Origin of the sequence: Flavobacterium sp. LS1R10 (assembly GCF_003968825.1) — a bacterium.
GTDB lineage: Bacteria > Bacteroidota > Bacteroidia > Flavobacteriales > Flavobacteriaceae > Flavobacterium.
The window spans coordinates 585,187-606,492 of sequence record NZ_RYDH01000001.1 but is presented as its reverse complement, the minus strand read 5'-3'; the positions used below and the strand labels follow the sequence as shown (position 1 = coordinate 606,492).

General features: G+C 35.6%; 22 protein-coding genes. 16 read left to right on the top strand and 6 right to left on the bottom strand.

The window, feature by feature from the left end; all coding sequences use genetic code 11:
* Positions 1 to 61: 61 nt before the first annotated feature.
* A complete protein-coding gene (locus EKL96_RS02710) occupies positions 62 to 670 on the top strand; it encodes a hypothetical protein (RefSeq protein WP_126457866.1) in 609 nt (202 codons plus the stop codon).
* A gap of 47 nt (positions 671 to 717) precedes the next feature.
* Here the strand turns inward: EKL96_RS02710 and mfd are convergent, their stop codons facing one another.
* Both mfd and EKL96_RS02700 read right to left on the bottom strand, forming a co-directional pair.
* The gene (mfd, locus tag EKL96_RS02705; RefSeq protein WP_126457864.1) at positions 718 to 4,086 is read right to left on the bottom strand and encodes a transcription-repair coupling factor; all 3,369 of its coding nucleotides are present in this window, start codon (positions 4,084 to 4,086) and stop codon (positions 718 to 720) included.
* Positions 4,079 to 4,684: a hypothetical protein gene (locus tag EKL96_RS02700; RefSeq protein WP_126457861.1), complete on the bottom strand. Its 606-nt coding sequence runs from the start codon at positions 4,682 to 4,684 to the stop codon at positions 4,079 to 4,081. Before EKL96_RS02700 ends, mfd begins: the two co-directional genes overlap by 8 nt.
* Before the next feature lie 312 nt (positions 4,685 to 4,996).
* Between EKL96_RS02700 and EKL96_RS02695 the strand changes: the two genes are divergently transcribed.
* Positions 4,997 to 5,935: an L-threonine 3-dehydrogenase gene (locus EKL96_RS02695; RefSeq protein WP_126457859.1), complete on the top strand. Its 939-nt coding sequence runs from the start codon at positions 4,997 to 4,999 to the stop codon at positions 5,933 to 5,935.
* 73 nt (positions 5,936 to 6,008) lie between these two features.
* Here the strand turns inward: EKL96_RS02695 and EKL96_RS02690 are convergent, their stop codons facing one another.
* The 3 genes from EKL96_RS02690 to EKL96_RS02680 all read right to left on the bottom strand — a co-directional run bounded on the left by EKL96_RS02690 (position 6,009) and on the right by EKL96_RS02680 (position 10,514).
* Positions 6,009 to 7,883 carry a M1 family metallopeptidase gene (locus EKL96_RS02690; RefSeq protein WP_126457856.1) on the bottom strand — a complete coding sequence of 625 codons (1,875 nt, stop codon included), beginning with the start codon at positions 7,881 to 7,883 and terminating at the stop codon, positions 6,009 to 6,011.
* 62 nt (positions 7,884 to 7,945) lie between these two features.
* Positions 7,946 to 9,577, bottom strand: a complete 1,632-nt coding sequence (locus EKL96_RS02685) for a S8 family peptidase (protein ID WP_126457855.1) — start codon at positions 9,575 to 9,577, stop codon at positions 7,946 to 7,948.
* Between the two features lie 76 nt (positions 9,578 to 9,653).
* Positions 9,654 to 10,514 (bottom strand): MBL fold metallo-hydrolase, encoded by an 861-nt coding sequence (locus EKL96_RS02680; RefSeq protein WP_126455803.1) that lies wholly within the window; start codon positions 10,512 to 10,514, stop codon positions 9,654 to 9,656.
* Positions 10,515 to 10,682: 168 nt separating this feature from the next.
* Here EKL96_RS02680 and EKL96_RS02675 point away from each other — a divergent pair, with 168 nt between their 5' ends.
* The 8 genes from EKL96_RS02675 (at position 10,683) to sufD (ending at position 15,997) form a co-directional block, all read left to right on the top strand.
* Positions 10,683 to 11,012 carry a HesB/IscA family protein gene (locus EKL96_RS02675; RefSeq protein ID WP_126455801.1) on the top strand — a complete coding sequence of 110 codons (330 nt, stop codon included), beginning with the start codon at positions 10,683 to 10,685 and terminating at the stop codon, positions 11,010 to 11,012.
* A 35-nt stretch (positions 11,013 to 11,047) separates the two neighbouring features.
* Entirely contained in the window at positions 11,048 to 11,305 is a 258-nt protein-coding gene (locus EKL96_RS02670; RefSeq protein WP_199739565.1) for a four helix bundle protein, read from the top strand.
* Between the two features lie 155 nt (positions 11,306 to 11,460).
* Entirely contained in the window at positions 11,461 to 12,909 is a 1,449-nt protein-coding gene (gene sufB, locus EKL96_RS02665) for a Fe-S cluster assembly protein SufB (RefSeq protein WP_126457852.1), read from the top strand.
* A 19-nt stretch (positions 12,910 to 12,928) separates the two neighbouring features.
* On the top strand, positions 12,929 to 13,132 hold the full coding sequence (locus EKL96_RS02660; RefSeq protein ID WP_126457848.1) for a DUF2683 family protein: 204 nt from the start codon (positions 12,929 to 12,931) through the stop codon (positions 13,130 to 13,132).
* Positions 13,123 to 13,362 carry a Txe/YoeB family addiction module toxin gene (locus EKL96_RS02655; RefSeq protein WP_126457846.1) on the top strand — a complete coding sequence of 80 codons (240 nt, stop codon included), beginning with the start codon at positions 13,123 to 13,125 and terminating at the stop codon, positions 13,360 to 13,362. Before EKL96_RS02660 ends, EKL96_RS02655 begins: the two co-directional genes overlap by 10 nt.
* Before the next feature lie 44 nt (positions 13,363 to 13,406).
* Positions 13,407 to 14,159: a Fe-S cluster assembly ATPase SufC gene (gene sufC / locus EKL96_RS02650; RefSeq protein WP_126455797.1), complete on the top strand. Its 753-nt coding sequence runs from the start codon at positions 13,407 to 13,409 to the stop codon at positions 14,157 to 14,159.
* A gap of 49 nt (positions 14,160 to 14,208) precedes the next feature.
* Complete coding sequence (locus tag EKL96_RS02645; protein ID WP_126457843.1) at positions 14,209 to 14,583, top strand: four helix bundle protein; 375 nt, start codon at positions 14,209 to 14,211, stop codon at positions 14,581 to 14,583.
* 97 nt (positions 14,584 to 14,680) lie between these two features.
* Complete coding sequence (sufD, locus tag EKL96_RS02640; RefSeq protein WP_126457841.1) at positions 14,681 to 15,997, top strand: Fe-S cluster assembly protein SufD; 1,317 nt, start codon at positions 14,681 to 14,683, stop codon at positions 15,995 to 15,997.
* A gap of 70 nt (positions 15,998 to 16,067) precedes the next feature.
* On the opposite strand, the gene EKL96_RS02635 is transcribed toward sufD, so the two are convergent.
* Positions 16,068 to 17,414, bottom strand: coding sequence for a serine hydrolase domain-containing protein (locus EKL96_RS02635; RefSeq protein WP_126457839.1), 1,347 nt, complete (start codon positions 17,412 to 17,414; stop codon positions 16,068 to 16,070).
* Positions 17,415 to 17,651: 237 nt separating this feature from the next.
* Between EKL96_RS02635 and EKL96_RS02630 the strand changes: the two genes are divergently transcribed.
* From EKL96_RS02630 to EKL96_RS02605, 6 genes are all read left to right on the top strand, one after another.
* Positions 17,652 to 18,866: an aminotransferase class V-fold PLP-dependent enzyme gene (locus EKL96_RS02630; protein ID WP_126457837.1), complete on the top strand. Its 1,215-nt coding sequence runs from the start codon at positions 17,652 to 17,654 to the stop codon at positions 18,864 to 18,866.
* A gap of 19 nt (positions 18,867 to 18,885) precedes the next feature.
* On the top strand, positions 18,886 to 19,317 hold the full coding sequence (locus EKL96_RS02625; RefSeq protein WP_126457835.1) for a hypothetical protein: 432 nt from the start codon (positions 18,886 to 18,888) through the stop codon (positions 19,315 to 19,317).
* 23 nt (positions 19,318 to 19,340) lie between these two features.
* Positions 19,341 to 19,760: a SufE family protein gene (locus EKL96_RS02620; protein ID WP_126457833.1), complete on the top strand. Its 420-nt coding sequence runs from the start codon at positions 19,341 to 19,343 to the stop codon at positions 19,758 to 19,760.
* A gap of 70 nt (positions 19,761 to 19,830) precedes the next feature.
* Entirely contained in the window at positions 19,831 to 20,238 is a 408-nt protein-coding gene (locus EKL96_RS02615; protein WP_126457831.1) for a GxxExxY protein, read from the top strand.
* A gap of 128 nt (positions 20,239 to 20,366) precedes the next feature.
* The gene (locus EKL96_RS02610; protein ID WP_066075681.1) at positions 20,367 to 20,690 is read left to right on the top strand and encodes an SUF system Fe-S cluster assembly protein; all 324 of its coding nucleotides are present in this window, start codon (positions 20,367 to 20,369) and stop codon (positions 20,688 to 20,690) included.
* Between the two features lie 81 nt (positions 20,691 to 20,771).
* Positions 20,772 to 21,281, top strand: coding sequence for a DUF2480 family protein (locus EKL96_RS02605; RefSeq protein ID WP_126457829.1), 510 nt, complete (start codon positions 20,772 to 20,774; stop codon positions 21,279 to 21,281).
* Positions 21,282 to 21,306: the final 25 nt, after the last annotated feature.

Genomic DNA, 21,306 nt, shown 5'->3' with positions numbered 1-21,306 from the left:
CCAGCCTTTTGAAGGCTGGAAGCTTTAAGAGGGAAGAAGTTTTAAAACTAAAAAATACATTATGAATCCAATTCCTCTTGAAAACGGTAAATATTATCATATTTATAATAGAGGCAATAATGGAATTGATTTATTTCATGAAATTGAAAACTACAAACATTTTTTGAGGTTATACGAGAAATACATTGACCCGATAGCAGAAACTTACGCTTGGTGTTTGATGAAAAATCATTTTCACATTCTAGTTTACATCAAAGAAACCGAAGAAATTGATGTTACCAAATTAGAATATTCTTCAACTGATAAACCAAAAATGGTTAGCGCTTCAAAACAGTTTTCTAATTTATTCAACGCTTATACTTTAGCGATGAATAAACGATATAAAAGGACCGGTAGTTTATTTGAGAAAAACTTTAGGCGAAAAGTGGTTGATTCGGAAACTTACTTTCAAAAACTTGTTTTTTATATCCACAATAATCCGGTTCATCATAAGTTTGCAGAACACATCATAGAATACCCTTGGACTTCTTATGGAACAGTTATCTCAAACAAGAAGACAAAATTACAAAGAGAAAAGGTAATAGAATATTTTCATGATTTAGGAAATTTTAAATACTATCATTCTAGTAATCCAAATTTGGATGAAATCGAAGGATTGCTTATGGAGTAAGTTTAAAAGCTTCCAGCCTTTTGAAGGCTGGAAGCTTTAGAAATGTCTTATTCCCCGCCCAATAGCTCCATCAATTCCAAAGCTCTCCTGGTGTTCTTTACATTGTCAAAAGTCAACAGTAATCGCAAACCAGCCGGCGTTTGTTTTTCTTTCATTTTACAAATAGAACTGTTTTTTTGCACAAACAGTAGGACTTGATTAAAACGTTTCGATTGGTAATAATCGGATTGTTGATCCGAAATGAAATACCCAATCATCTTGCCTTGTTTCATTACTAATTTTTCGATTCCAATGCGGGTAGCGATCCATTTGATACGAATACTGTTCATTAATGCTTTGGCACGTGGCGGCATTGGGCCAAAACGATCAATCAATTTATTTTGGAAAATGATGAGTTCTTCTTCGTTTTTTACAGCGCCTAATTCATTGTACAAACTCAATCGTTCCGATACATTATTGATGTATTCATCCGAAAATAATAACTCAAAGTCAGTGTCGATTTGAAGATCCTTGACATATTCTTTGGTTTCCAAATTATTTTCCTCCGGATACAAATCCTTGAATTCATTTTCTTTCAATTCATCAAGGGCTTCATTCATAATTTTTTGGTACGTATCAAAACCAATTTCGTTGATAAAACCGCTTTGTTCACCGCCCAATAAATCTCCGGCACCACGAATCTCAAGATCTTTCATCGCAATATTAAATCCACTTCCCAATTCACTAAATTGTTCCAAAGCCTGAATTCGTTTTCTAGCATCGTCTGTCATTGCGGAATACGGCGGGCAAATAAAATAGCAAAACGCTTTCTTGTTGCTACGTCCTACACGACCGCGCATTTGATGTAAATCAGACAATCCAAAATTATTCGCATTATTGATGAAAATCGTGTTCGCATTAGGAACATCCAAACCGCTTTCGATGATGGTCGTTGCCACCAAAACATCAAATTCGCCATTCATAAAAGCCAACATCAATTCCTCCAGTTTTCGTCCTTCCATCTGTCCGTGACCAATTCCAACTTTGGCATTGGGTACCAAGCGCTGGATCATTCCGGCCACTTCTTTGATGTTTTCTATTCTGTTATTGATGAAAAACACCTGTCCGTTACGCTGAATTTCATACGAAATCGCATCCCGAATCAACTCTTCGCTAAAACCGACTACATTGGTTTCAATAGGATAACGATTGGGCGGTGGAGTTGTAATTACGGATAAATCACGCGCTGCCATCAACGAAAATTGTAATGTTCGTGGTATTGGAGTTGCGGTCAATGTCAGTGTATCAACATTGGCAGCTATGGTTTTCAGTTTGTCTTTTACATTAACTCCGAATTTTTGTTCCTCATCCACAATCAATAATCCAAGGTCTTTGAAAACAACATTTTTACTGACTAATTGGTGCGTTCCAATGACAATATCGAGTTTTCCTTCGGCTAGTAATTTTAAGGTTTCTGCTTTTTGTTTGGCAGTTCTAAAACGGTTTAAATACCCCACAGAAACCGGCATGTCTTTCAATCGTTCCGTAAAAGTACGGTAATGCTGGTAGGCCAAAATAGTTGTAGGCACTAATATCGCCACTTGTTTGCTATTATCCACAGCTTTGAAAGCCGCACGAATGGCGACTTCGGTTTTACCAAAACCTACATCACCACAAACCAAGCGATCCATTGGACGGTCACTTTCCATATCCGCTTTTACTTCTGCCGTTGATTTAGTTTGGTCCGGCGTATCTTCATAAATGAACGAACTTTCCAGTTCATTTTGTAAATAACTGTCGGGCGCAAACTGGAATCCTTTTTCGAGTCTTCTTTTTGCATACAACTGAATCAAATTGAAAGCAATATGTTTGACACGCGCCTTGGTTTTTTGTTTTAAAATCTTCCAGGCGTTCGAACCCAATTTGTAAATTTTGGGAGGCGTTCCGTCTTTTCCGTTGTATTTTGAAATTTTGTGCAGCGAATGAATACTCACATACACAATATCATTATCGGCATACACGAGCTTGATGGCTTCTTGCGTTTTGCCTTCGACTTGTATTTTTTGCAAACCTCCAAAACGTCCAATTCCGTGATCGATATGCGTCACATAATCCCCAACAGAAAGTGTCGTAAGCTCTTTTAAAGTGATATTCTGTTTTTTCGAGTATCCATTTTTGATGTTGAATTTATGATAGCGTTCAAAAATCTGATGGTCCGTGTAACAGGTAATTTGGTTTTCCTCATCAATAAATCCTTGGTACAAAGGCAAAACAACCGTGTGATACTGCTTGCGGATATTCTCAGAATTGGCTTCATCCAAAGTTTTGAAAATATCATGAAATCGTTTGGCTTGAGCCTCATTAGAACAAAATAAATGATTCTTGTAGCCATTAAAATGATTTTCATTCAGATTATTCAACAACAAATCAAATTGTTTGTTGAACGACGGCTGTGGCTGAATATGAAATTCGAATTTTTTGGTGGTTCTAAAAATAGGTTTTGAACTCAATTCTACAATCGAGAAATCCAAGGCTCGTTTTATAAATTCGGCTTGATTCAAGAACAATTGCTCCGGGGATGACCGCTTTATTTCTTGCGATAATTTTGCGAAAGCTTCTTCGGCTTTGCCAAATTGTTTGTCTAATTGTGATAAAAAATCTTCGGTATTCTGGATGAAAATCACCGTTTTCTCTGAAATATAATCCAAGAAACTTTCTCTGTTTTCCTGAAAAACTTTGTTTTCCACATTAGGGATTATCGTAATTTTCTTCTGTTGTACCATTGACAATTGGGTCGCAACATCAAAGGTACGAATGCTCTCCACTTCATCTCCAAAAAACTCAATTCGGTACGGATTATCATTCGAAAACGAAAAGACATCGACAATGCCGCCACGAACCGAAAATTCTCCGGGTTCAGTAATAAAATCGACTCTTTTGAACTCGTATTCGAATAATACTTCATTGATAAAATCGATAGAAATTTTGTCACCAACAGCAACCTTCAACGTGTTTTTATCTAATTCTTTCCGGGTGACCACTTTCTCGAATAAGGCTTCGGGATAGGTGACAATAACGGCTGGTTTCTTGCGGGAATTGATCCGGTTGAGGACTTCGGCGCGAAGCAAAACATTCGCATTATCCGTATCTTCAATCTCGTATGGACGACGAAATGAACCGGGATAAAAGAGTACATCTTGTTCGCCAATCATTTGTTCCAGATCGTTCAAGTAATACGCTGCTTCTTCTTTATTGTTTAGAACAATTAGAAGAGGAAGTTCGGCTTTCTTAAAAACGGATCGAATTACAAATGAAAGTGCAGAGCCCAAAAGTCCCGACAGCTGTATTTTGATTTGCTTGTTTTCTAATAAACGAGCAACAATTTGCTGGGTTTTTGGCGAATTATCGTAGGTATTGTATAAGGCTGTTTTACTCAACGCGTGGAATATTTGGGTCGATTATAGGTGAATTGGGAATGGCTCTTGTGGTATCCATCATTTTCATTAACTCAGATTCCCCTTCCTCGATGGGAATCTTACTTTTCTCTATGATTTTGTCCATCTGTCTTTGAAGCGAAACCAATTCTAAATTGATTTCTGACACTAGCTGCGTTACTTTTTTATCTGGAATAGCATCTAAATTAATAAATAAATCCAACAATCGTACCTTAGTAATTAAGGTCGAAATTCTGCTTTTTATTTGAGGTTTACTGTATTCATAAGGGATATTTTCGTTTAAATCCATTACTTTTTTAGAAAGTGCTTTTGATTTTTGTTGGAACGCTTTAATTGATTTTCTGGGTTTCAGCGCTAATTCAGCCAAAAAAATACGCCAGGCATTCCAAGTAGCTAAACTTTTTTCAGAAGCCTCCGTAACTGGAGTATCATAAAAAACCCAACCCTTTTCTATGTTTTTAAAAATAATTTCTCTTCGCTGCATCTCTTTTTTATTTTCGGAAAGGCGTTTTTGATTATTATCCTGACAGGAAAACAAGAGCAAAGCAAGAGCAAAGAAGATTGCTGTTTTATATTTCATGTGTGGCAATTTGTTGTTTTTTACTGGCTGAATGCAATCGCTATACGCTCTTACTTTTGCAAACGAAAACCCATTATGCTCGTTTAAAAATCGCCATTAATTTAGGTGCAAAGTTACAAAGTAAATTTACAATTACGAATTACGGCATCGGAATAACTATCTAATATCCCTAAAGCAGTTTTTATATTTAAAACCTATAAAATTAAGAAACATAGCTTGTTTTTAATTACAACTTTAAGAATTTAACAGTATTTTTTATCAAAATTATGTTATTTACGAAAACGTTATCTTTGTTTTTTAAAACAGACAAAAATGAGTACTAAAATATTAATTATTGGCGCTTGCGGCCAGATAGGAACGGAACTTACCCAAAAATTACGAAAAATATACGGAACAGAAAATGTAATTGCTTCGGATATTCGAAAGTTAAATATTGACGTTGTCAATTCCGGTCCATTTGAAGTGGTAAATGCCTTGGATTTCAATCAAATTGAACATCTGGTGGAATTGCATCAGATTGACGAGGTCTATTTGATGGCAGCACTTTTATCAGCTACAGCAGAAAAAAACCCAGCTTTTGCTTGGGATTTGAATATGAATTCGTTATTTCACGTTTTGAATTTGGCGAAAGCCGGAAAAATAAAAAAAATATTCTGGCCTTCGAGTATTGCCGTTTTTGGTCCAACAACACCCAGAGAAAATACGCCGCAATACACAATCATGGAACCTTCAACGGTGTACGGAATCAGTAAACAAGCTGGCGAAAGATGGTGCGAATACTACCATAATATTTTTGGTGTAGATGTAAGAAGCATTCGTTATCCTGGTTTAATTAGCTGGTCATCGCCTCCTGGTGGCGGTACAACAGATTATGCGGTAGATATTTTTCACAAGGCGATTTCGGATAAAACATACGAATGTTTTTTATCTTCCGAAACAAAAATGCCGATGATGTATATGGACGATGCCATTGCTGCGACCATCCAAATTATGCAAGCGCCGGTAGAACAAATAAAAATTCATTCTTCATATAATTTGGCGGCAATGAGCTTTACACCAACGCAGATTGCTGCCGAAATCCAGAAACACATTCCTGAATTTACCATCACTTATGAGCCAGACTTCCGTCAAAAAATAGCCGATAGCTGGCCAGCGAGTATTGATGACGCTGAGGCTAGAAAGGACTGGGGATGGAAACATGAATTTAATTTAGAAACGATGACTGCCGATATGTTGGAGCATTTGAAGTAAATCATTTAACAATATAAACCAAAAAAAAGTCTAGTTGTTGAACTAGACTTTTTTTATAACGTTTCAATAGTAGTTACTTTATCTCGTACGTATTGTTTTCCTTTTTCAAATCAGCCATTAATCCGCTTGGGTCAATGGTAATTTTTTTGATGGAAGTTTTCGATTTAGAAATATCAAATTCAAAGGTTGGGTACGCCCACGCCCAATCATTCAAAACCGTTCTTTTTATGGCGGGATTTGGATTTTCTTTTTCGAAACTCATCATGCGCAACGGAATGTAGAAACTTTCCGTTGTTCCATCTGTGTACTCCACTAATAAATCAATTGGCATTGGCATTCTACCAATTCTTTCTAAAGTAACGGTTGTTTTGTCTCCATTTTCTTTTATATCCTTAATACCATAATCAATAGTATTGGTGGTTTCTGTCCAATCCACTAAGTACCAATCGAGATTTGCTCCAGAAATTCGTTCTGCAGATCTTTTAATGTCATTTGGCGTAGGGTGCTTGAATTTAAAATCGCTGTAATATTTCTTCAATGTTTTCATGACATTATCTTTTCCAATCAAATACATCAATTGAGTCAAGAAAATTTCCCCTTTACTATACGATGTGATGCTGTAGACTCTGTTTTCATCAAAACGATCTGCATGCGTTCCTTGTGGTAATTCTTTTCCCGAATTTGCCATAGAAAAATAACCGGTATAGGCTCCTGTATAAGGGTTTTCTACTTTTTTATTTGCAATTTCATTCAGTCCAAAATCTTCCAGAAATGAGGTAAAACCTTCGTCCATCCATCCGTGTTTTGATTCATTGGAAGCCAAAACATGTTGGAACCAAGAGTGCGCCATTTCGTGTGCAGTTACTCCAAGCAATCCTTCAAAACTACCTTGTCCTAAAATCAGTGTACACATGGCATATTCCATACCACCATCGCCACCCTGAATCACAGAATATTGTTTGTATGGATAATCCCCTACCGTTTTGTTGTAAATTTCCATTAACTGGACCGTTTTTGGTTGCAGGTTTTTCCAGTTTTGAATGTATTTAGGGTTGTTTTTATACAAAAAATGCAAATCAACACCGTTAGGCCCTTTTACTACATCGTGAATGTAATCCGGATCAGCAGCCCATGTAAAATCATGAACCATTGGTGCATTAAAATGCCAAGTCAACATTTTTGTTTTCTTTGGAACAGACACAACAACACCTTGGTCTTGATAGCCGTGACCAATTTCATTTTTGTTTTGCAAATAACCGGTACCGCCTAAAACGTAATCCTTGTCAATAGTAATATTTACGTCAAAATTTCCCCAAACACCATGAAATTCTCTGGCAATGTAAGGATCAGCATGCCAACCTTCAAAATCAAATTCAGCCATTTTTGGATACCATTGCGACATGGATAATGCTACACCTTCAGCATTATTTCTTCCGGAACGACGAATCTGAATGGGAACCTGACCCTCAAAATCTAATGTAAATGTAGTTTTAGTATTCGGTAATATTGGCTTGGCCAAAGTCACTTCAAGAATAGTTCCAACCTCTTTTGCAGTAGCAACTGCTCCATCTTGTTTAAAATTAGAAATTCGCAAAAAACCAATTTCATTTGGTTTCAGGTTTTTAATGCGGCTTTCCTTCACTTCTTTACCGTCTACTTTTATTTTGGTGACCATTCTGCCGTCAGGATCTTTGATACTTTGGATTCTGGCATCCATTTCGCTTCCGGGCTGAAAGGCATTATTAAATAGGTGATAATATACTTTTCTCAAAGTATCCGAAGAATTATTGGTGTATACCAATTCCTGCTTCCCGGTGTACTGGTATGTTTTTACATCCAAGGTAACATCCATTTTGTAATCGACATGTTGTTGCCAATACGAGGAGTTTTGGGCAAAAACAGTTCCGAGACCAAAAACAACAAAAGAAAATAAAAGTAATTTTTTCATAGGTAGGTTTAAATAAAAATGGAAGGACAAACTGCCCTTCCAAGTACTAAATTCTTAAAACATTATTTTTTAGACATTTTTTCTGCCATGAGTAAAGCATTGTATGCATTTACTATTTTACCAGATTTAGAAAGTGCCGAAAAGGGACGCGTGTCATTTGGTTTTCCTCCCACAATAACAGCTGTTGTAATTGCAATTCCGGAATCCATCAAGATGTGTTTTACTTGTTGCGCGGATAATTTTGGGTAATACGAACGGATCAAAGCCGCTACTCCGGCAACGTTTGGCGCAGCCATTGAAGTTCCTTGCAAGTATTTATAAGTATCGTTTGGAGTTGTAGCGTAAATTTTTACTCCGGGAGCAAAAACATCTACATTTATTTTTCCAATATTAGAAAAACGAGCCACCACTTTGTTTCCATATTCAAAATTTAAAGCCCCAATTGTGATAAAATTATCTGCAAACTCTGTTATTTTATCCTCAGAGTCATTTGGAAAATTGTCTGCATAATCGATGTCTTTTGCGTCATTTCCGGCTGCATGTACAATCAAGACGTCTTTTTTCTCTGCATATTTTATAGCATCGTACACCCATTGCTTGTGAGGAGAAAAGCCTTTTCCAAAACTTCCGTTGATTACTTTGGCTCCATTATCTACTGCGTAACGAATTCCAAGTGCAATATCTTTATCATACTCATCTCCATCCGGCACAGCGCGAACGGTCAGAATTTGAACATTATTAGCCACACCATCACCCCCCAAAGTATTATTTCTGGTTTGAGCAACAATTCCGGCAACGTGAGTCCCATGAAGAATTTCATTCTTGTCTGGTCCCATCACATTATTGTTTCCGTATTTAGTATCCGTAATATCATTTGGATTATCTCCTACTACTTTACGATAATCTGTTTTTAGATTGTCACCGTTTATAAGGGCAACCTGATCGTCTAATTGTTTTTGAATAGCCACTTTTAGTTCCGCAATTGGCAATCCATAAGAAAGCATTTGTTGCATAGCCGCTTTGCTCTTTTGTGTTTCCAGTTCTTGCGAAACAATCGCATTTACCTCTTCAATGGTATAAACTGACTTACCAAAATGTTTCATTAAAATAGCATCACTCGTCATAAGAGCTGCTAACATTTGCTCTGAACGTGTTTTTCCTGCGTCTGCTTCGGCAACTTTTTTGTCATTCAACGCTTTTGCAGCTTGATAGGTAACGTCATCTACCAGGGTTTTATCTTTGATAATTCTTTCGTATTCCAGATTCTCTTTGGTACTATCTCCAAGAAAATTCCAACCGTGAATATCATCAATATATCCATTTTTGTCATCGTCAATTCCGTTTCCGGGAATTTCTTTGGTATTAGTCCAAAGTGCCGATATTAAATCCTCATGTTCAATATCCACTCCCGAATCTACAATCCCAACAATAACAGGCACGCCTTTTTTACCCTTCAATAATTCAGCATACGCTTTATCTACGCTCATTCCGGGAATCGTGTCAGTAACAATATCTAAATGGCTCCAACGTTTCAAGTCATTTTCAGTTATTGGTGCTTTTTTTGTAATATTCAAAGGAGCGCTTATGGCAACCAGTCCAGAAATTGAAGTATTTGAAACTTGTCTTGAAGCGCCACAACCTGCTAATGCTAATAAAGCAAAAGCAGAAATGCAAATGGGTTTAATGGTATTCATCGAAAATGTTTTTTGTTAATTTTAAAATATTTGTCTAAAATAATTTTTTTTGTTACAACTGAAACTATACTTAACACTACGTTAAGACTTCATCACATGAAAACCGTTCTTTCAAACGCACCCCTTTTTCCGTTTTTTCAACCGTTATGATTTCGTTATGCGCATCATGTTCTAAAAATAAATAGTAATTATTTTCTGCTGCAGCATTTAGAAATTTCGCTTTTTCAGGCATCGTTAACAAAGGTCTGGTGTCATAACCCATGACATACGCAATGGGAACGTGTCCGGCTGTTGCCAATAAATCAGCGCAAAAAACGATTGTTTTGTCCTTGTATTGTATGTGCGGAATCATTTGCTTTTCCGTATGTCCATCAGCAAAGAAGATACCAAAACCCAATTCCGATTTTGCCAGAAAATCGCCTTCCGGTCTTTGGATGAAATGCAACTGACCGCTTTCCTGTATCGGCAAAATGTTTTCAGACAAGAACGATGCTTTCTCTCTGGGATTTGGTTTGGTTGCCCATTCCCAGTGATTTTCGTTACTCCAGAATTTAGCGTTTTTAAAAGCCGGTTCATACCCCGTTTTGCCCTTATTCCATTGTACACTGCCCCCACAATGGTCAAAATGCAAATGCGTCATAAAAACATCCGTGACATCATCCCGATGAAAACCGTGTTTAGCTAATGAGTTGTCCATCGAATGGGTACCCCAAAGCGAGTAATACCCAAAAAATTTATCGGATTGTTTGTTTCCCATTCCGGTATCAATCAAAATCAATCGATTGCCCTCTTCAATTAGTAAACAACGAGCAGCAATGTCAATCAGGTTATTCTCATCTGCGGGATTGGTTTTGTTCCAAATGGTTTTTGGCACTACGCCAAACATTGCACCTCCATCTAATTTAAAGTTTCCAGTTTCTATGGGGTATAATTTCATGTTTTTTGTGTTTTTTGAGAAGTTTCAAAGTTAAGGAATTCAAATGCTTTTAGTTGCTTCAAATAGCTTTTTTCTATTTTTGTATTGGTTATAAAAATGTTATCAACTATGTAAAAAGCTTTTTATATACTATCTTTGTCTTTAATTTAGACAAAATCAATATAAGCTATGATAAAAGTTTCTGACACAGCAAGAAAAAAAATCATCGATTTAATGCAAGATGATGGTTTTGACGCCTCCATAGACTACGTGAGAGTAGGTGTGAAAAGCGGCGGATGTTCTGGATTGTCTTATGATTTAAAATTTGATAAAACAAAAAGCGACGACGATAAGATTTTTATAGACAACGATATCACTATTGCTGTCGAAAAAAAATCCTTTCTGTACCTAGCCGGAACAGTATTAGAATTTTCAGGAGGAATAAATGGTAAAGGATTTGTTTTTAATAATCCTAATGCCAATAGAACATGTGGTTGCGGTGAGAGTTTCTCTCTTTAATTTAAAGATTGAAAAATTAAAAGATTAATGATAGTATGACAAAATCATTTGAAGAATTTGATGTCCATAAAAAAGGTATTGTCTTAACTAAATTAGTTTTTGAATTATTAAATAATAAATCCTTGGAAAAAGAATTTGGTTTTAAGGACCAAATAAAAAGAGCAGTAGTTTCAATTACAAATAATATTGCCGAAGGTTCAGAATACAACAGTAATAGACAATTTACAAGATATTTAAAAATCTCCAAAGGCAGTTGTGCTGAGGTTAGAAATATGTTGGTATTATACAGATAGTTAGGTTTTTGCAATCACGAAGAAATTCAAAAAAGTTATAATTTAACTATTGAGATTTCTCAAAACCTTTCTAATTTTATTAAATATTTAGACACAAATAATAAAGTTTAATATTCAATAATTGAATCTTTAAATCTTTAAATCTTTAAATCAGAATGAGCAAATATACAGAAGACGACTTAAAAATCGAACTCGAAAATAAAGAATACGAATACGGATTTTACACTGAATTAGAATCAGAAACGTTTCCTATAGGTTTAAATGAAGATATCGTTCGCGCTATTTCGCACAAAAAAGGAGAACCTCAATGGATGACTGATTGGCGTCTTGAGGCTTTTCGTGCTTGGGAGCAAATGACAGAGCCAGAATGGGCAAATGTGCATTATACCAAACCTGATTTTCAGGCTATTTCCTATTATTCAGCTCCAAAAGCGGTAGATCCAAATAAAACATTGGATGATGTAGATCCGGAACTTTTAGAAATGTACAAAAAGTTAGGCATCTCTGTCGATGAGCAAAAGATGATGAATAATGTAGCTATGGATATCGTTGTGGATTCCGTTTCAGTAGCAACGACTTTCAAAAAAACATTAGGCGAAAAAGGAATTATCTTCATGAGTATTTCTGAAGCCATCAAAGAACATCCCGAATTAGTTCGTAAATATTTAGGGACAGTTGTACCGCAAAAAGACAACTTTTATGCGGCGCTGAATTCGGCAGTTTTCTCGGATGGATCTTTCTGTTATATTCCAAAAGGCATTCGTTGTCCAATGGAACTATCTACTTATTTTAGAATTAATCAAGCAGGAACAGGACAATTTGAAAGAACATTATTAATTGCTGACGAAGGTAGCTATGTGTCTTACTTAGAAGGTTGCACCGCTCCAAGTCGTGATGAAAATCAATTGCACGCTGCAGTAGTAGAATTAATCGCTTTGGACGATGCCGAAATAAAATATTCAACCGTACAAAACTGGTATCCGGGAAACAAAGAAGGAAAAGGCGGCGTTTTCAACTTTGTAACCAAAAGAGGAATTTGCGAGAAAAACGCAAAAATTTCCTGGACACAAGTGGAGACCGGCTCTGCAATAACATGGAAATATCCTTCGGTTATTTTAAAAGGAGACAATTCAACCGGCGAATTTTATTCGATTGCGGTGACCAATAATTTCCAACAAGCCGATACAGGAACTAAGATGGTGCATCTAGGTAAAAACACTAAATCTACTATTATATCTAAAGGGATTTCTGCCGGAAGATCACAAAATAGTTACAGAGGTTTGGTGCGCATTTCAGCAAACGCAGAGAACGCTAGAAACTTTTCACAATGTGATTCCTTATTAATGGGAAACAATTGTGGCGCGCATACCTTTCCTTATATCGAAAGCAAAAATCCATCGGCAAAAATCGAACATGAGGCTACGACAAGTAAAATTGGCGAAGACCAAGTTTTCTATTGCAACCAACGTGGAATTCCAACCGAAAAAGCTATTGCTTTAATCGTAAACGGTTTCAGTAAAGATGTATTGAATAAGTTACCAATGGAATTCGCCGTAGAAGCACAAAAATTATTAGAAATTTCGTTAGAAGGTTCTGTAGGGTAATTTTTTAAATCTAAATATTATGGATATAATTTTAAAAAATGTAAAGAAAAAAGATTTTCCAGTGTTAAAATCGTTGGCGAAATCACTTGGATTTGAAATTGTAAAAGAAGAAAATCCATATAACCCTGAGTTTGTAAAAGAAATTTTGGAAGCAGAACAAAGTATTAAAAACGGGAAAGGGATAAAAATGACGATGGAAGAAATACGTGCTTTATGCAAATAGTATTTACGACTAAAGCTAGAAAAGATTTAGATTTTTGGATTAAATCTGGAAATAAAAATATTTTAAATAAAATTACAGATTTAATAGAAGACATTCAACTACATCCTTTTGAAGGAATTGGAAAGCCTGAACAATTGAAATACCAGCTTTCTGGAAAATGGTCAAGAAGAATAAATCAAGAACATCGTATTATATATAAAGTTACCGAGAAAATACAATTGAAATATTAGACATTTTATCACTAAAAGGTCATTACGAATAAACAAAGAAACAAATGTTAAGTATAAAAAATTTACACGCCTCCATTGGGGACAAAGAAATATTAAAAGGAATCAACCTTGAAGTAAAAGCGGGAGAAATTCACGCGATAATGGGACCAAACGGTGCCGGAAAAAGTACGTTAGCCTCCATCATTGCAGGAAACGAAAACTACGAAGTAACCGAAGGCGAAATCACTTTAGACGGAGAAGACCTTTCGGAATTGGCACCAGAAGAAAGAGCGCACAAAGGCGTTTTTCTTTCGTTCCAATATCCAGTGGAAATTCCAGGAGTTTCAGTTACCAACTTCATGAGAACAGCAATCAACGAAACCCGTAAAGCTAAAGGATTAGAAGAAATGCCTTCTAATGAAATGCTAAAAGTGATTCGGGAGAAATCAGAATTATTAGAAATTGACCGTAAATTTTTGTCTCGCTCTTTAAACGAAGGTTTTTCTGGTGGTGAGAAAAAAAGGAATGAAATTTTCCAAATGGCAATGCTAGAACCAAAATTGGCTATTCTTGATGAAACTGATTCTGGACTTGATATTGATGCCTTGCGTATTGTTGCAAATGGGGTAAACAAACTAAAAAGCGACAAAAATGCAATTGTAGTGATCACACACTACCAAAGATTGTTAGACTATATCGTTCCTGATTTTGTTCACGTATTGTACAATGGAAAAATTGTAAAATCTGGTGGAAAAGAACTAGCACACGAACTGGAAGAAAAAGGATACGACTGGATTAAACAAGAACAAGAAGCTTAAAATTAAAATAGTCTAAAGTCGAAGGTCATAAAGTCAAAAGAAAAAAGTAATGGGAAAATTTAATTCTTTCGAAGAAATTAATTCTTGGCAAAAAGCAAGAGTTTTTAACAAAAAAGTTTACCTAGTTACCGAAAACACAAATTTCAAGAAAGACTTTGATTTCACTAGACAAATTAGGCGAGCATCAATTTCTATATCATCAAATATCGCTGAAGGCTTTGAGAGAAATACAGACAAAGAGTTTATTTACTTTTTATATGTTGCAAAAGCTTCCGCTGGAGAAGTTCGTTCTCAATTATATTTAGCATTTGATTTAGATTATATTACTAAAGAAGAATTTGAAAAACTTTTAGAATCAGTAACAGAAATATCAAAATTGTTAAGTGGTTTTATTAAACACCTAGAATCTAGTCGTAAAGTTTAAAAATCGAAAGTCGAAAGTCTAAAATAGTTGAATCAGCTATTTTATGCTTATACCGACTTTAAGACATTTGACTTTCGACTTTAAGACTTAAATAAAAATGGAATTAAAAGAAAAATTACTATCGTCTTTTATGGCTTTCGAAGAACGCATTGATGTACATTCTGAACTTCATGACGTGAGAACTGCTGCCATAAAAAACTTCGAAAATAAAGGTTTCCCAACAAAAAAAGAGGAGTCTTGGAAATACACATCGCTAAACGCCATCCTGAAAAATGACTTTACCGTTTTTTCAAAACAGGAAAATGCAGTTGAATTCAACCATGTAAAAAAATATTTCTTACACGAAATAGATACCTACAAAGTAGTATTTATCGACGGAGTTTTCAGTTCTAATTTATCGTCAACCACACACGAAGGGATTGATGTTTGCTTAATGTCATCGGCATTGACCAAACCAAAATACAAAATGGTTATTGATGCTTATTTTAATCAAATTGCCAGCAAAGAGGAAAGTCTAACATCATTGAATACGGCTTTCGCCAATGAAGGAGCGTATATCAATATCCCAAAAAGTAAAGTAGCTGACAAGCCTATTGAAATCATGTATTTCTCTACAGGGAATGAAGCAGCACTAATGGTTCAACCTAGAAATTTGATTATTGTAGGGGAGAATTCCCATGTACAAATTATTGAACGGCATCAAAGCTTAACCGAAAATCCCGTATTAACGAATTCTGTGACTGAGATTTTTGCTCAAAAACGCGCCATCGTTGATTATTATAAAATTCAAAACGATACGCTTGAAGCCAATCTCATTGACAATACCTACGTTTCTCAAAAACAAGAAAGCAGTGTATCCGTTAATACGTTTTGTTTTGGCGGAAACCTTACCAGAAACAACTTGAACTTTTATCATTTTGGAGAAAGAATCGTAAGTTATCTTAACGGAATAACAATAATTGGGGAGAAACAACACGTAGATCATTACACTCTAGTGCAGCACTCTACTCCTAATTGCGAAAGTCATCAAGATTATAAAGGAATCTATTCTGATCGCTCGACAGGCGTTTTCAACGGAAAGATTTTTGTAGAAAGAGAAGCCCAGAAAACCAATGCCTTTCAGAAAAGCAATAATATACTATTGAGTGATAAAGCAACAATCAACGCCAAACCGCAACTAGAAATTTTTGCTGATGATGTAAAATGTTCTCATGGCTGTACTATTGGACAATTGGATGAAACCGCAATGTTCTACATGCAAGCGCGTGGAATTCCTAAAAAAGAAGCCAAAGCGTTATTAATGTATGCCTTCTCCAATGCAGTTATTGAAAGCATTAAAATACCGGAACTCAAAAAACGAATTACTACGATTATTGCAACTAAATTAGGTGTAAAAATGGGATTCGATTTGTAATCAACACTAAAAAGAAGTTATAATAGTAACCCTGTCAGAGTTTAAAACTCTAACAGGGTTTTTTATCCAATCATTTTTTCACACTCTCCACAATCCCACGCAACATTCCATTAAAATCAAAATTAGGATTTTCCTTCAAACCCATTCGTACAATCACTAAATCCAGTGATGGAATAATCGCTACCATCTGACCTTGAAAACCGCTGCAGTAATACATATCTCTGGGAACATCAGGGAAGTGTCCGCCGGCATTGAGCCAAAAGTGTCCACCATATCTTCTATTTGAAGTGTTTGTAGGAGTTGCGGTGTATTTTGCCCAACTTTCGTTGAAAATTTGTTCACCATTCCAGTTGCCTTTATGCAAATACAACAACCCAAATTTAGACCAATCACGTGTGGTAGCCCAACCGTAAGATGAACCCACATAATTTCCTGCCATATCCGTTTCGATTACCATCGAGTACATTCCTATTTTATCTATCAAGGCACTGTACCAGAAGTCTAAATATTCCTGATGCGTTTTGAACTGCTTCCGTAAAATTCCCGAAAGCAAATTCGTGGTCCCCGAAGAATAATTCCAATGCGTATTCGTCCGGAATACCATTGATTTTTTCCGTTGTACAAGAGTCATGTCTTCGGCTTGGAAAAGCATTTTGGTGGCATCAGAAATTTTATCGTATTGCTCCTCCCATTCTAAACCGGAATTCATGTGCAATAAATCATTGGTAGTAATACCTTTTCGATGATCATTTTTCCATTCTGGAATTGGAGCAGGTTTGTAAATATCGTATTTGCCTTGTTTTTCCAAAATTCCAAACATGGCGCTGGTAATACTTTTTGTCATCGACCAACCCAATATTTTACTGTTTTTATCAAAACCGCTATCGTATTTTTCGGCAATAATTTTATCTTTATAAATCACTAAAAGGGAACGGGTTCTTTTTTTGATTGCCTCTTTTTCATCAAAAGCATTGGCAACAGCTGCATTCAATTTAGTGTAATCAACATCTGAAAAAATAGTGTCTTTTGGCTCGTTATTCCCGTATGGAAAAGGCATATTAATATTCAATCTCGTTCTTTTAGGAACCAAATACGGCTTTGAAACATCAAAATCATCGTTGATTAAAGTGGCCCCCAAGCCTTCACGATAAATCGCTTTTCGTTCTTTCAAACCATAAACCGAAGCAATCGCAAATTTTCCGGTAGCTTCTATTTTGTTTTTGGCTAAGTCAATCATATCGATGTCATTGTCGCCTTTTTCTATCATTTTCTGCGAACGATTATCAATAAAATGTCCCGAGGCTACACTTTTGGCTGAAAAGCCAGAAATTAAATCCAATTTTGGATAGGTTATTAAACCAACATAAAAGATTCCGATAAAAGAGGCAAAACCAACGAACTTGAATACTTTTTTCATAGAGGCTTAATTTGAAGCAATTTAATAAAAAAGAAGCACATTATTGAAACAGTATCGGATTGAGAAAATGAGGTATTATTAACAAGTGTTTGCTATAAATTAATTCCAATTTCACTACTTTTGTATGTAGAAAAATTCTAAATAAGAAAAGACCAATACTAAATTGGATTGTCGAAAAAATTGTTGACTATTGGCGTTCTATCTTACCAATAAAAACAATAAAAACAAGCAGATAAAATGTTAGATGTAAATAAAATTAGAGCCGACTTCCCTATTCTTTCTCAGAAAGTAAACGGGAAAGCATTGGTTTATTTTGACAACGGAGCCACTTCGCAAAAGCCACAAGTTGTGATTGATGCGATCTCTAAATACTACCAGGAAATCAATGCTAATATTCATCGTGGTGTTCATACGCTGAGCCAACTGGCCACCGATGCATATGAAATTTCACGCGGTAAATTACAAAATCACATCAATGCAAAATTTCCCCATGAAGTGCTTTTTACTTCGGGGACTACTCATGGAATTAATTTAGTGGCCAATGGATTTGCTTCGATTTTGAAACCCGGTGATGAAATTTTAGTTTCGGCAATGGAACACCACAGCAATATTGTGCCTTGGCAAATGTTGTGTGAGAAAACCGGAGCAATTTTGCGGGTCATTCCAATGAATCTGGATGGCGAACTGATCATGTCCGAATATGACAAATTACTTTCGGACAAAACGAAGATTGTAACAGTAAATCATATTTCGAATGCTCTTGGAACTGTCAATCCTATCAAATACATGATTGACAAAGCACATGAGGCAGGAGCCGCAATTTTGATTGATGGCGCACAAGCCGTTCCACACCTGAAACCAGATGTACAAGAATTAAATTGTGATTTTTATGTTTTTTCAGGACATAAAATATGTGGTCCAACTGGCGTCGGAATTTTATACGGAAAAGAAGCGTGGTTGAATAAATTACCCCCATATCAAGGCGGAGGCGAAATGATCAAAGAAGTAACTTTCGAAAAAACTACTTATGCGGAATTGCCCCATAAATTTGAGGCCGGAACACCAAATATTGCCGGAGGAATTGTTCTGGGAACTGCGGTTGATTATATGAACGAAGTGGGTTTTGACAACATTCAACAACAGGAATTAGAATTATTGGAATATGGAACCAAACGGTTATTGGAAATTGAAGGGTTGAAAATTTTTGGCACCGCAGCAGCAAAGACTTCCGTAATATCCTTTAATATTGAAGGCATTCATCCGTACGATATTGGCACTATAATTGACAAGCTAGGAATAGCCGTACGAACAGGCCATCATTGTGCGCAACCCATCATGGATTTCTTTAAGATTCCAGGTACGATACGAGCATCATTTGCTTTTTATAATACCACCGAAGAAATTGATGTTATGGTTGAAGCTATTAAAAAAGCAAAAGTCATGCTATCCTAAAATTTAAAATTATCTTCACATGAAAATACTATCTATTATATTCCTGACTATTTTTATGGGCAACGGTTGCAATAGTGCCAAAGCACAAGATATGGAAACTACTGTTATTGAATACACGGCCAACACCAGAGGTTTTTATCAAAAAATAACGGTGAAAAATCAGATACTGACAGTTTCAAAAGACAGAGATGGAAATGACAAACCAATACCCAAAAAAGTATCGGATGCCGACTGGAAAGAATTAGTGGATTGTTTTAAAACAGTGAAATTGGATAGTTTGTCTAAGCTCAAAGCGCCCAGCGAAAAACGTTTTCATGACGGTGCCGCTATAGCCAAACTGAAAATTACCCTTAAGGAGAAAGCCTATGAAACCACTAGTTTTGATCACGGTTTTCCACCAAAAGAAATTAAGAAGTTTGTGAATACGATAACTTCATTAGCTAAAGAATAATACTGAAATAAATTCAGCATAGTATGAAAATTAAAGAAATACAAGAAGAAATTGTAGCGGAGTTCTCCATGTTTGACGACTGGATGGAGCGTTATGAATACATCATCGAATTAGGAAGAAAGCTTCCTTTAATCAAAGAAGAATTCAAGACAGAGAACAACATTATCAAAGGCTGCCAGTCCAAAGTGTGGTTGCAAGGAGAACAAACGGATGATAAAATTATTTTCACTGCTGACAGTGATGCCATTTTGACAAAAGGAATTATTGCGATATTAATTCGTACTTTTTCCAATCAAAAAGCATCTGATATTCTTGAAGCAGATCTACATTTTATTGACGAAATAGGTTTGAAAGAACACTTGTCGCCAACTCGAGCCAACGGATTGGTATCTATGATAAAAAATATAAAAATGTATGCTTTGGCGTTCAACGCACAGAATTAATTGCGAACTAATTCGTTTAACCATATAAGACATTTAAGGTCATATAAGTCAGAATAAAAAATGGAAATTTATGACCAAAACATATTTAAAAGATTTAATTTATCAGGTTAATGGTTGTGCCATAGAAGTACATAAACATCTTGGTCCCGGTCTTTTAGAAAGTGTTTATCATACTTGTTTAAAAAAAGAATTGACAATAAGAGGTTTTGAATTTCAAACTGAACTTACAATTCCTGTTTATTATAAAGGTTTAGAACTTGAAACAGGATTAAGATGTGACTTATTGGTTGAAAAAAGTTTGGTTGTTGAACTAAAAGCAATAGAAAAAGTTTTACCAATACATGAAGCCCAAATTTTAACCTATATGAACCTTTTAGAAATTCCTATAGGATTAATGATAAATTTCAATGTAACACATATTTTTAAAGAAGGACAAAAAACATATGTCAACGAAAGATATAGATATCTGGAAGAATAAAAAACAAACATAGCAGACTTTAAATATGATTTAATCAAGCTAAATAATAAAAAAAAGTACAAATATAATATTCAAAACAAAAACCTTAAATGACCTTCAATGTCTTATATGGTTAAAACACTCAAATAATGGAACAAGAAATAGACACAACTGAATTAGGAGAATCGATCGTAAAAATATTAAAGACTATTTACGATCCGGAGATTCCTGTAGACATTTACGAATTAGGATTAATTTATGACGTGATGGTCAATACGGATTATGAAGTAAAAATCCTGATGACCCTTACTTCGCCCAACTGCCCCGTTGCAGAAAGCTTACCAAGAGAAGTGGAAGAAAAAGTGAAATCGATCGAACATGTAAAAGACGCTGAAGTAGAAATTACTTTTGATCCGCCTTGGAGCAAAGATTTAATGAGCGAAGAAGCTAAATTAGAATTGGGAATGCTTTAAATTAGTCCTAATGTCGAAAGTCATAAAGTCTCTAAGTAATTGACCTTATGACTTTCGATATTCGACTTTATGACTTTTAAAATGGAAATAATAAATAAAGTTACGAATAGTGTTTTGGAAGTTTTCGATCTTGAAGACTATTATCCAAAAGGGATTCGTACGCAAATCGATATTTCAAAATGGCTTTTAGAAGGATTTTTATTGAAAGAAAAAGACTTTAGAGAGGAACTGAAAAATCACGATTGGTCACAATATCAAGATCACTATGTGGCAATTCACTGCAGCACTGATGCTATTGTTCCTGCCTGGGCTTCGATTTTGGTTGCCATTCAATTGGCGCCATTTGCAAAGAAAATTATCAATGGAACCTTGGAAGATTTAGACGCATCCTTGTATGAAGAATTACTGCCTAAAATTGACTACTCAGCGTATGAAAACAAGCCTATTATTATAAAAGGATGCTCCAGAAAACCGGTTCCGATGCGGGCTTATGTATTGGCCGCGCATTACTTGTACCCTTTTGCACGAAGTATCATGTATGGTGAAGCCTGCTCTGCCGTTCCATTATACAAAGCGCCTAAAAAAGGATAATACCATTACGGAAACTAAAAGCGCC

What these genes read in the sequence shown, in the direction of transcription:
- EKL96_RS02685 (WP_126457855.1), bottom strand. Translation starts at nt 9,577, where the DNA reads ATGAATACCATTAAACCCATTTGCATTTCTGCTTTTGCTTTATTAGCA.
- EKL96_RS02615 (WP_126457831.1), top strand. Translation starts at nt 19,831, where the DNA reads ATGACCAAAACATATTTAAAAGATTTAATTTATCAGGTTAATGGTTGT.
- EKL96_RS02605 (WP_126457829.1), top strand. Translation starts at nt 20,772, where the DNA reads ATGGAAATAATAAATAAAGTTACGAATAGTGTTTTGGAAGTTTTCGAT.
- EKL96_RS02630 (WP_126457837.1), top strand. Translation starts at nt 17,652, where the DNA reads ATGTTAGATGTAAATAAAATTAGAGCCGACTTCCCTATTCTTTCTCAG.
- EKL96_RS02690 (WP_126457856.1), bottom strand. Translation starts at nt 7,883, where the DNA reads ATGAAAAAATTACTTTTATTTTCTTTTGTTGTTTTTGGTCTCGGAACT.
- EKL96_RS02635 (WP_126457839.1), bottom strand. Translation starts at nt 17,414, where the DNA reads ATGAAAAAAGTATTCAAGTTCGTTGGTTTTGCCTCTTTTATCGGAATC.
- EKL96_RS02660 (WP_126457848.1), top strand. Translation starts at nt 12,929, where the DNA reads ATGGATATAATTTTAAAAAATGTAAAGAAAAAAGATTTTCCAGTGTTA.
- sufD (WP_126457841.1), top strand. Translation starts at nt 14,681, where the DNA reads ATGGAATTAAAAGAAAAATTACTATCGTCTTTTATGGCTTTCGAAGAA.
- EKL96_RS02670 (WP_199739565.1), top strand. Translation starts at nt 11,048, where the DNA reads ATGACAAAATCATTTGAAGAATTTGATGTCCATAAAAAAGGTATTGTC.
- EKL96_RS02620 (WP_126457833.1), top strand. Translation starts at nt 19,341, where the DNA reads ATGAAAATTAAAGAAATACAAGAAGAAATTGTAGCGGAGTTCTCCATG.
- EKL96_RS02675 (WP_126455801.1), top strand. Translation starts at nt 10,683, where the DNA reads ATGATAAAAGTTTCTGACACAGCAAGAAAAAAAATCATCGATTTAATG.
- EKL96_RS02710 (WP_126457866.1), top strand. Translation starts at nt 62, where the DNA reads ATGAATCCAATTCCTCTTGAAAACGGTAAATATTATCATATTTATAAT.
- EKL96_RS02610 (WP_066075681.1), top strand. Translation starts at nt 20,367, where the DNA reads ATGGAACAAGAAATAGACACAACTGAATTAGGAGAATCGATCGTAAAA.
- EKL96_RS02680 (WP_126455803.1), bottom strand. Translation starts at nt 10,514, where the DNA reads ATGAAATTATACCCCATAGAAACTGGAAACTTTAAATTAGATGGAGGT.
- sufB (WP_126457852.1), top strand. Translation starts at nt 11,461, where the DNA reads ATGAGCAAATATACAGAAGACGACTTAAAAATCGAACTCGAAAATAAA.
- sufC (WP_126455797.1), top strand. Translation starts at nt 13,407, where the DNA reads ATGTTAAGTATAAAAAATTTACACGCCTCCATTGGGGACAAAGAAATA.
- EKL96_RS02695 (WP_126457859.1), top strand. Translation starts at nt 4,997, where the DNA reads ATGAGTACTAAAATATTAATTATTGGCGCTTGCGGCCAGATAGGAACG.
- EKL96_RS02645 (WP_126457843.1), top strand. Translation starts at nt 14,209, where the DNA reads ATGGGAAAATTTAATTCTTTCGAAGAAATTAATTCTTGGCAAAAAGCA.
- EKL96_RS02625 (WP_126457835.1), top strand. Translation starts at nt 18,886, where the DNA reads ATGAAAATACTATCTATTATATTCCTGACTATTTTTATGGGCAACGGT.
- EKL96_RS02700 (WP_126457861.1), bottom strand. Translation starts at nt 4,684, where the DNA reads ATGAAATATAAAACAGCAATCTTCTTTGCTCTTGCTTTGCTCTTGTTT.
- EKL96_RS02655 (WP_126457846.1), top strand. Translation starts at nt 13,123, where the DNA reads ATGCAAATAGTATTTACGACTAAAGCTAGAAAAGATTTAGATTTTTGG.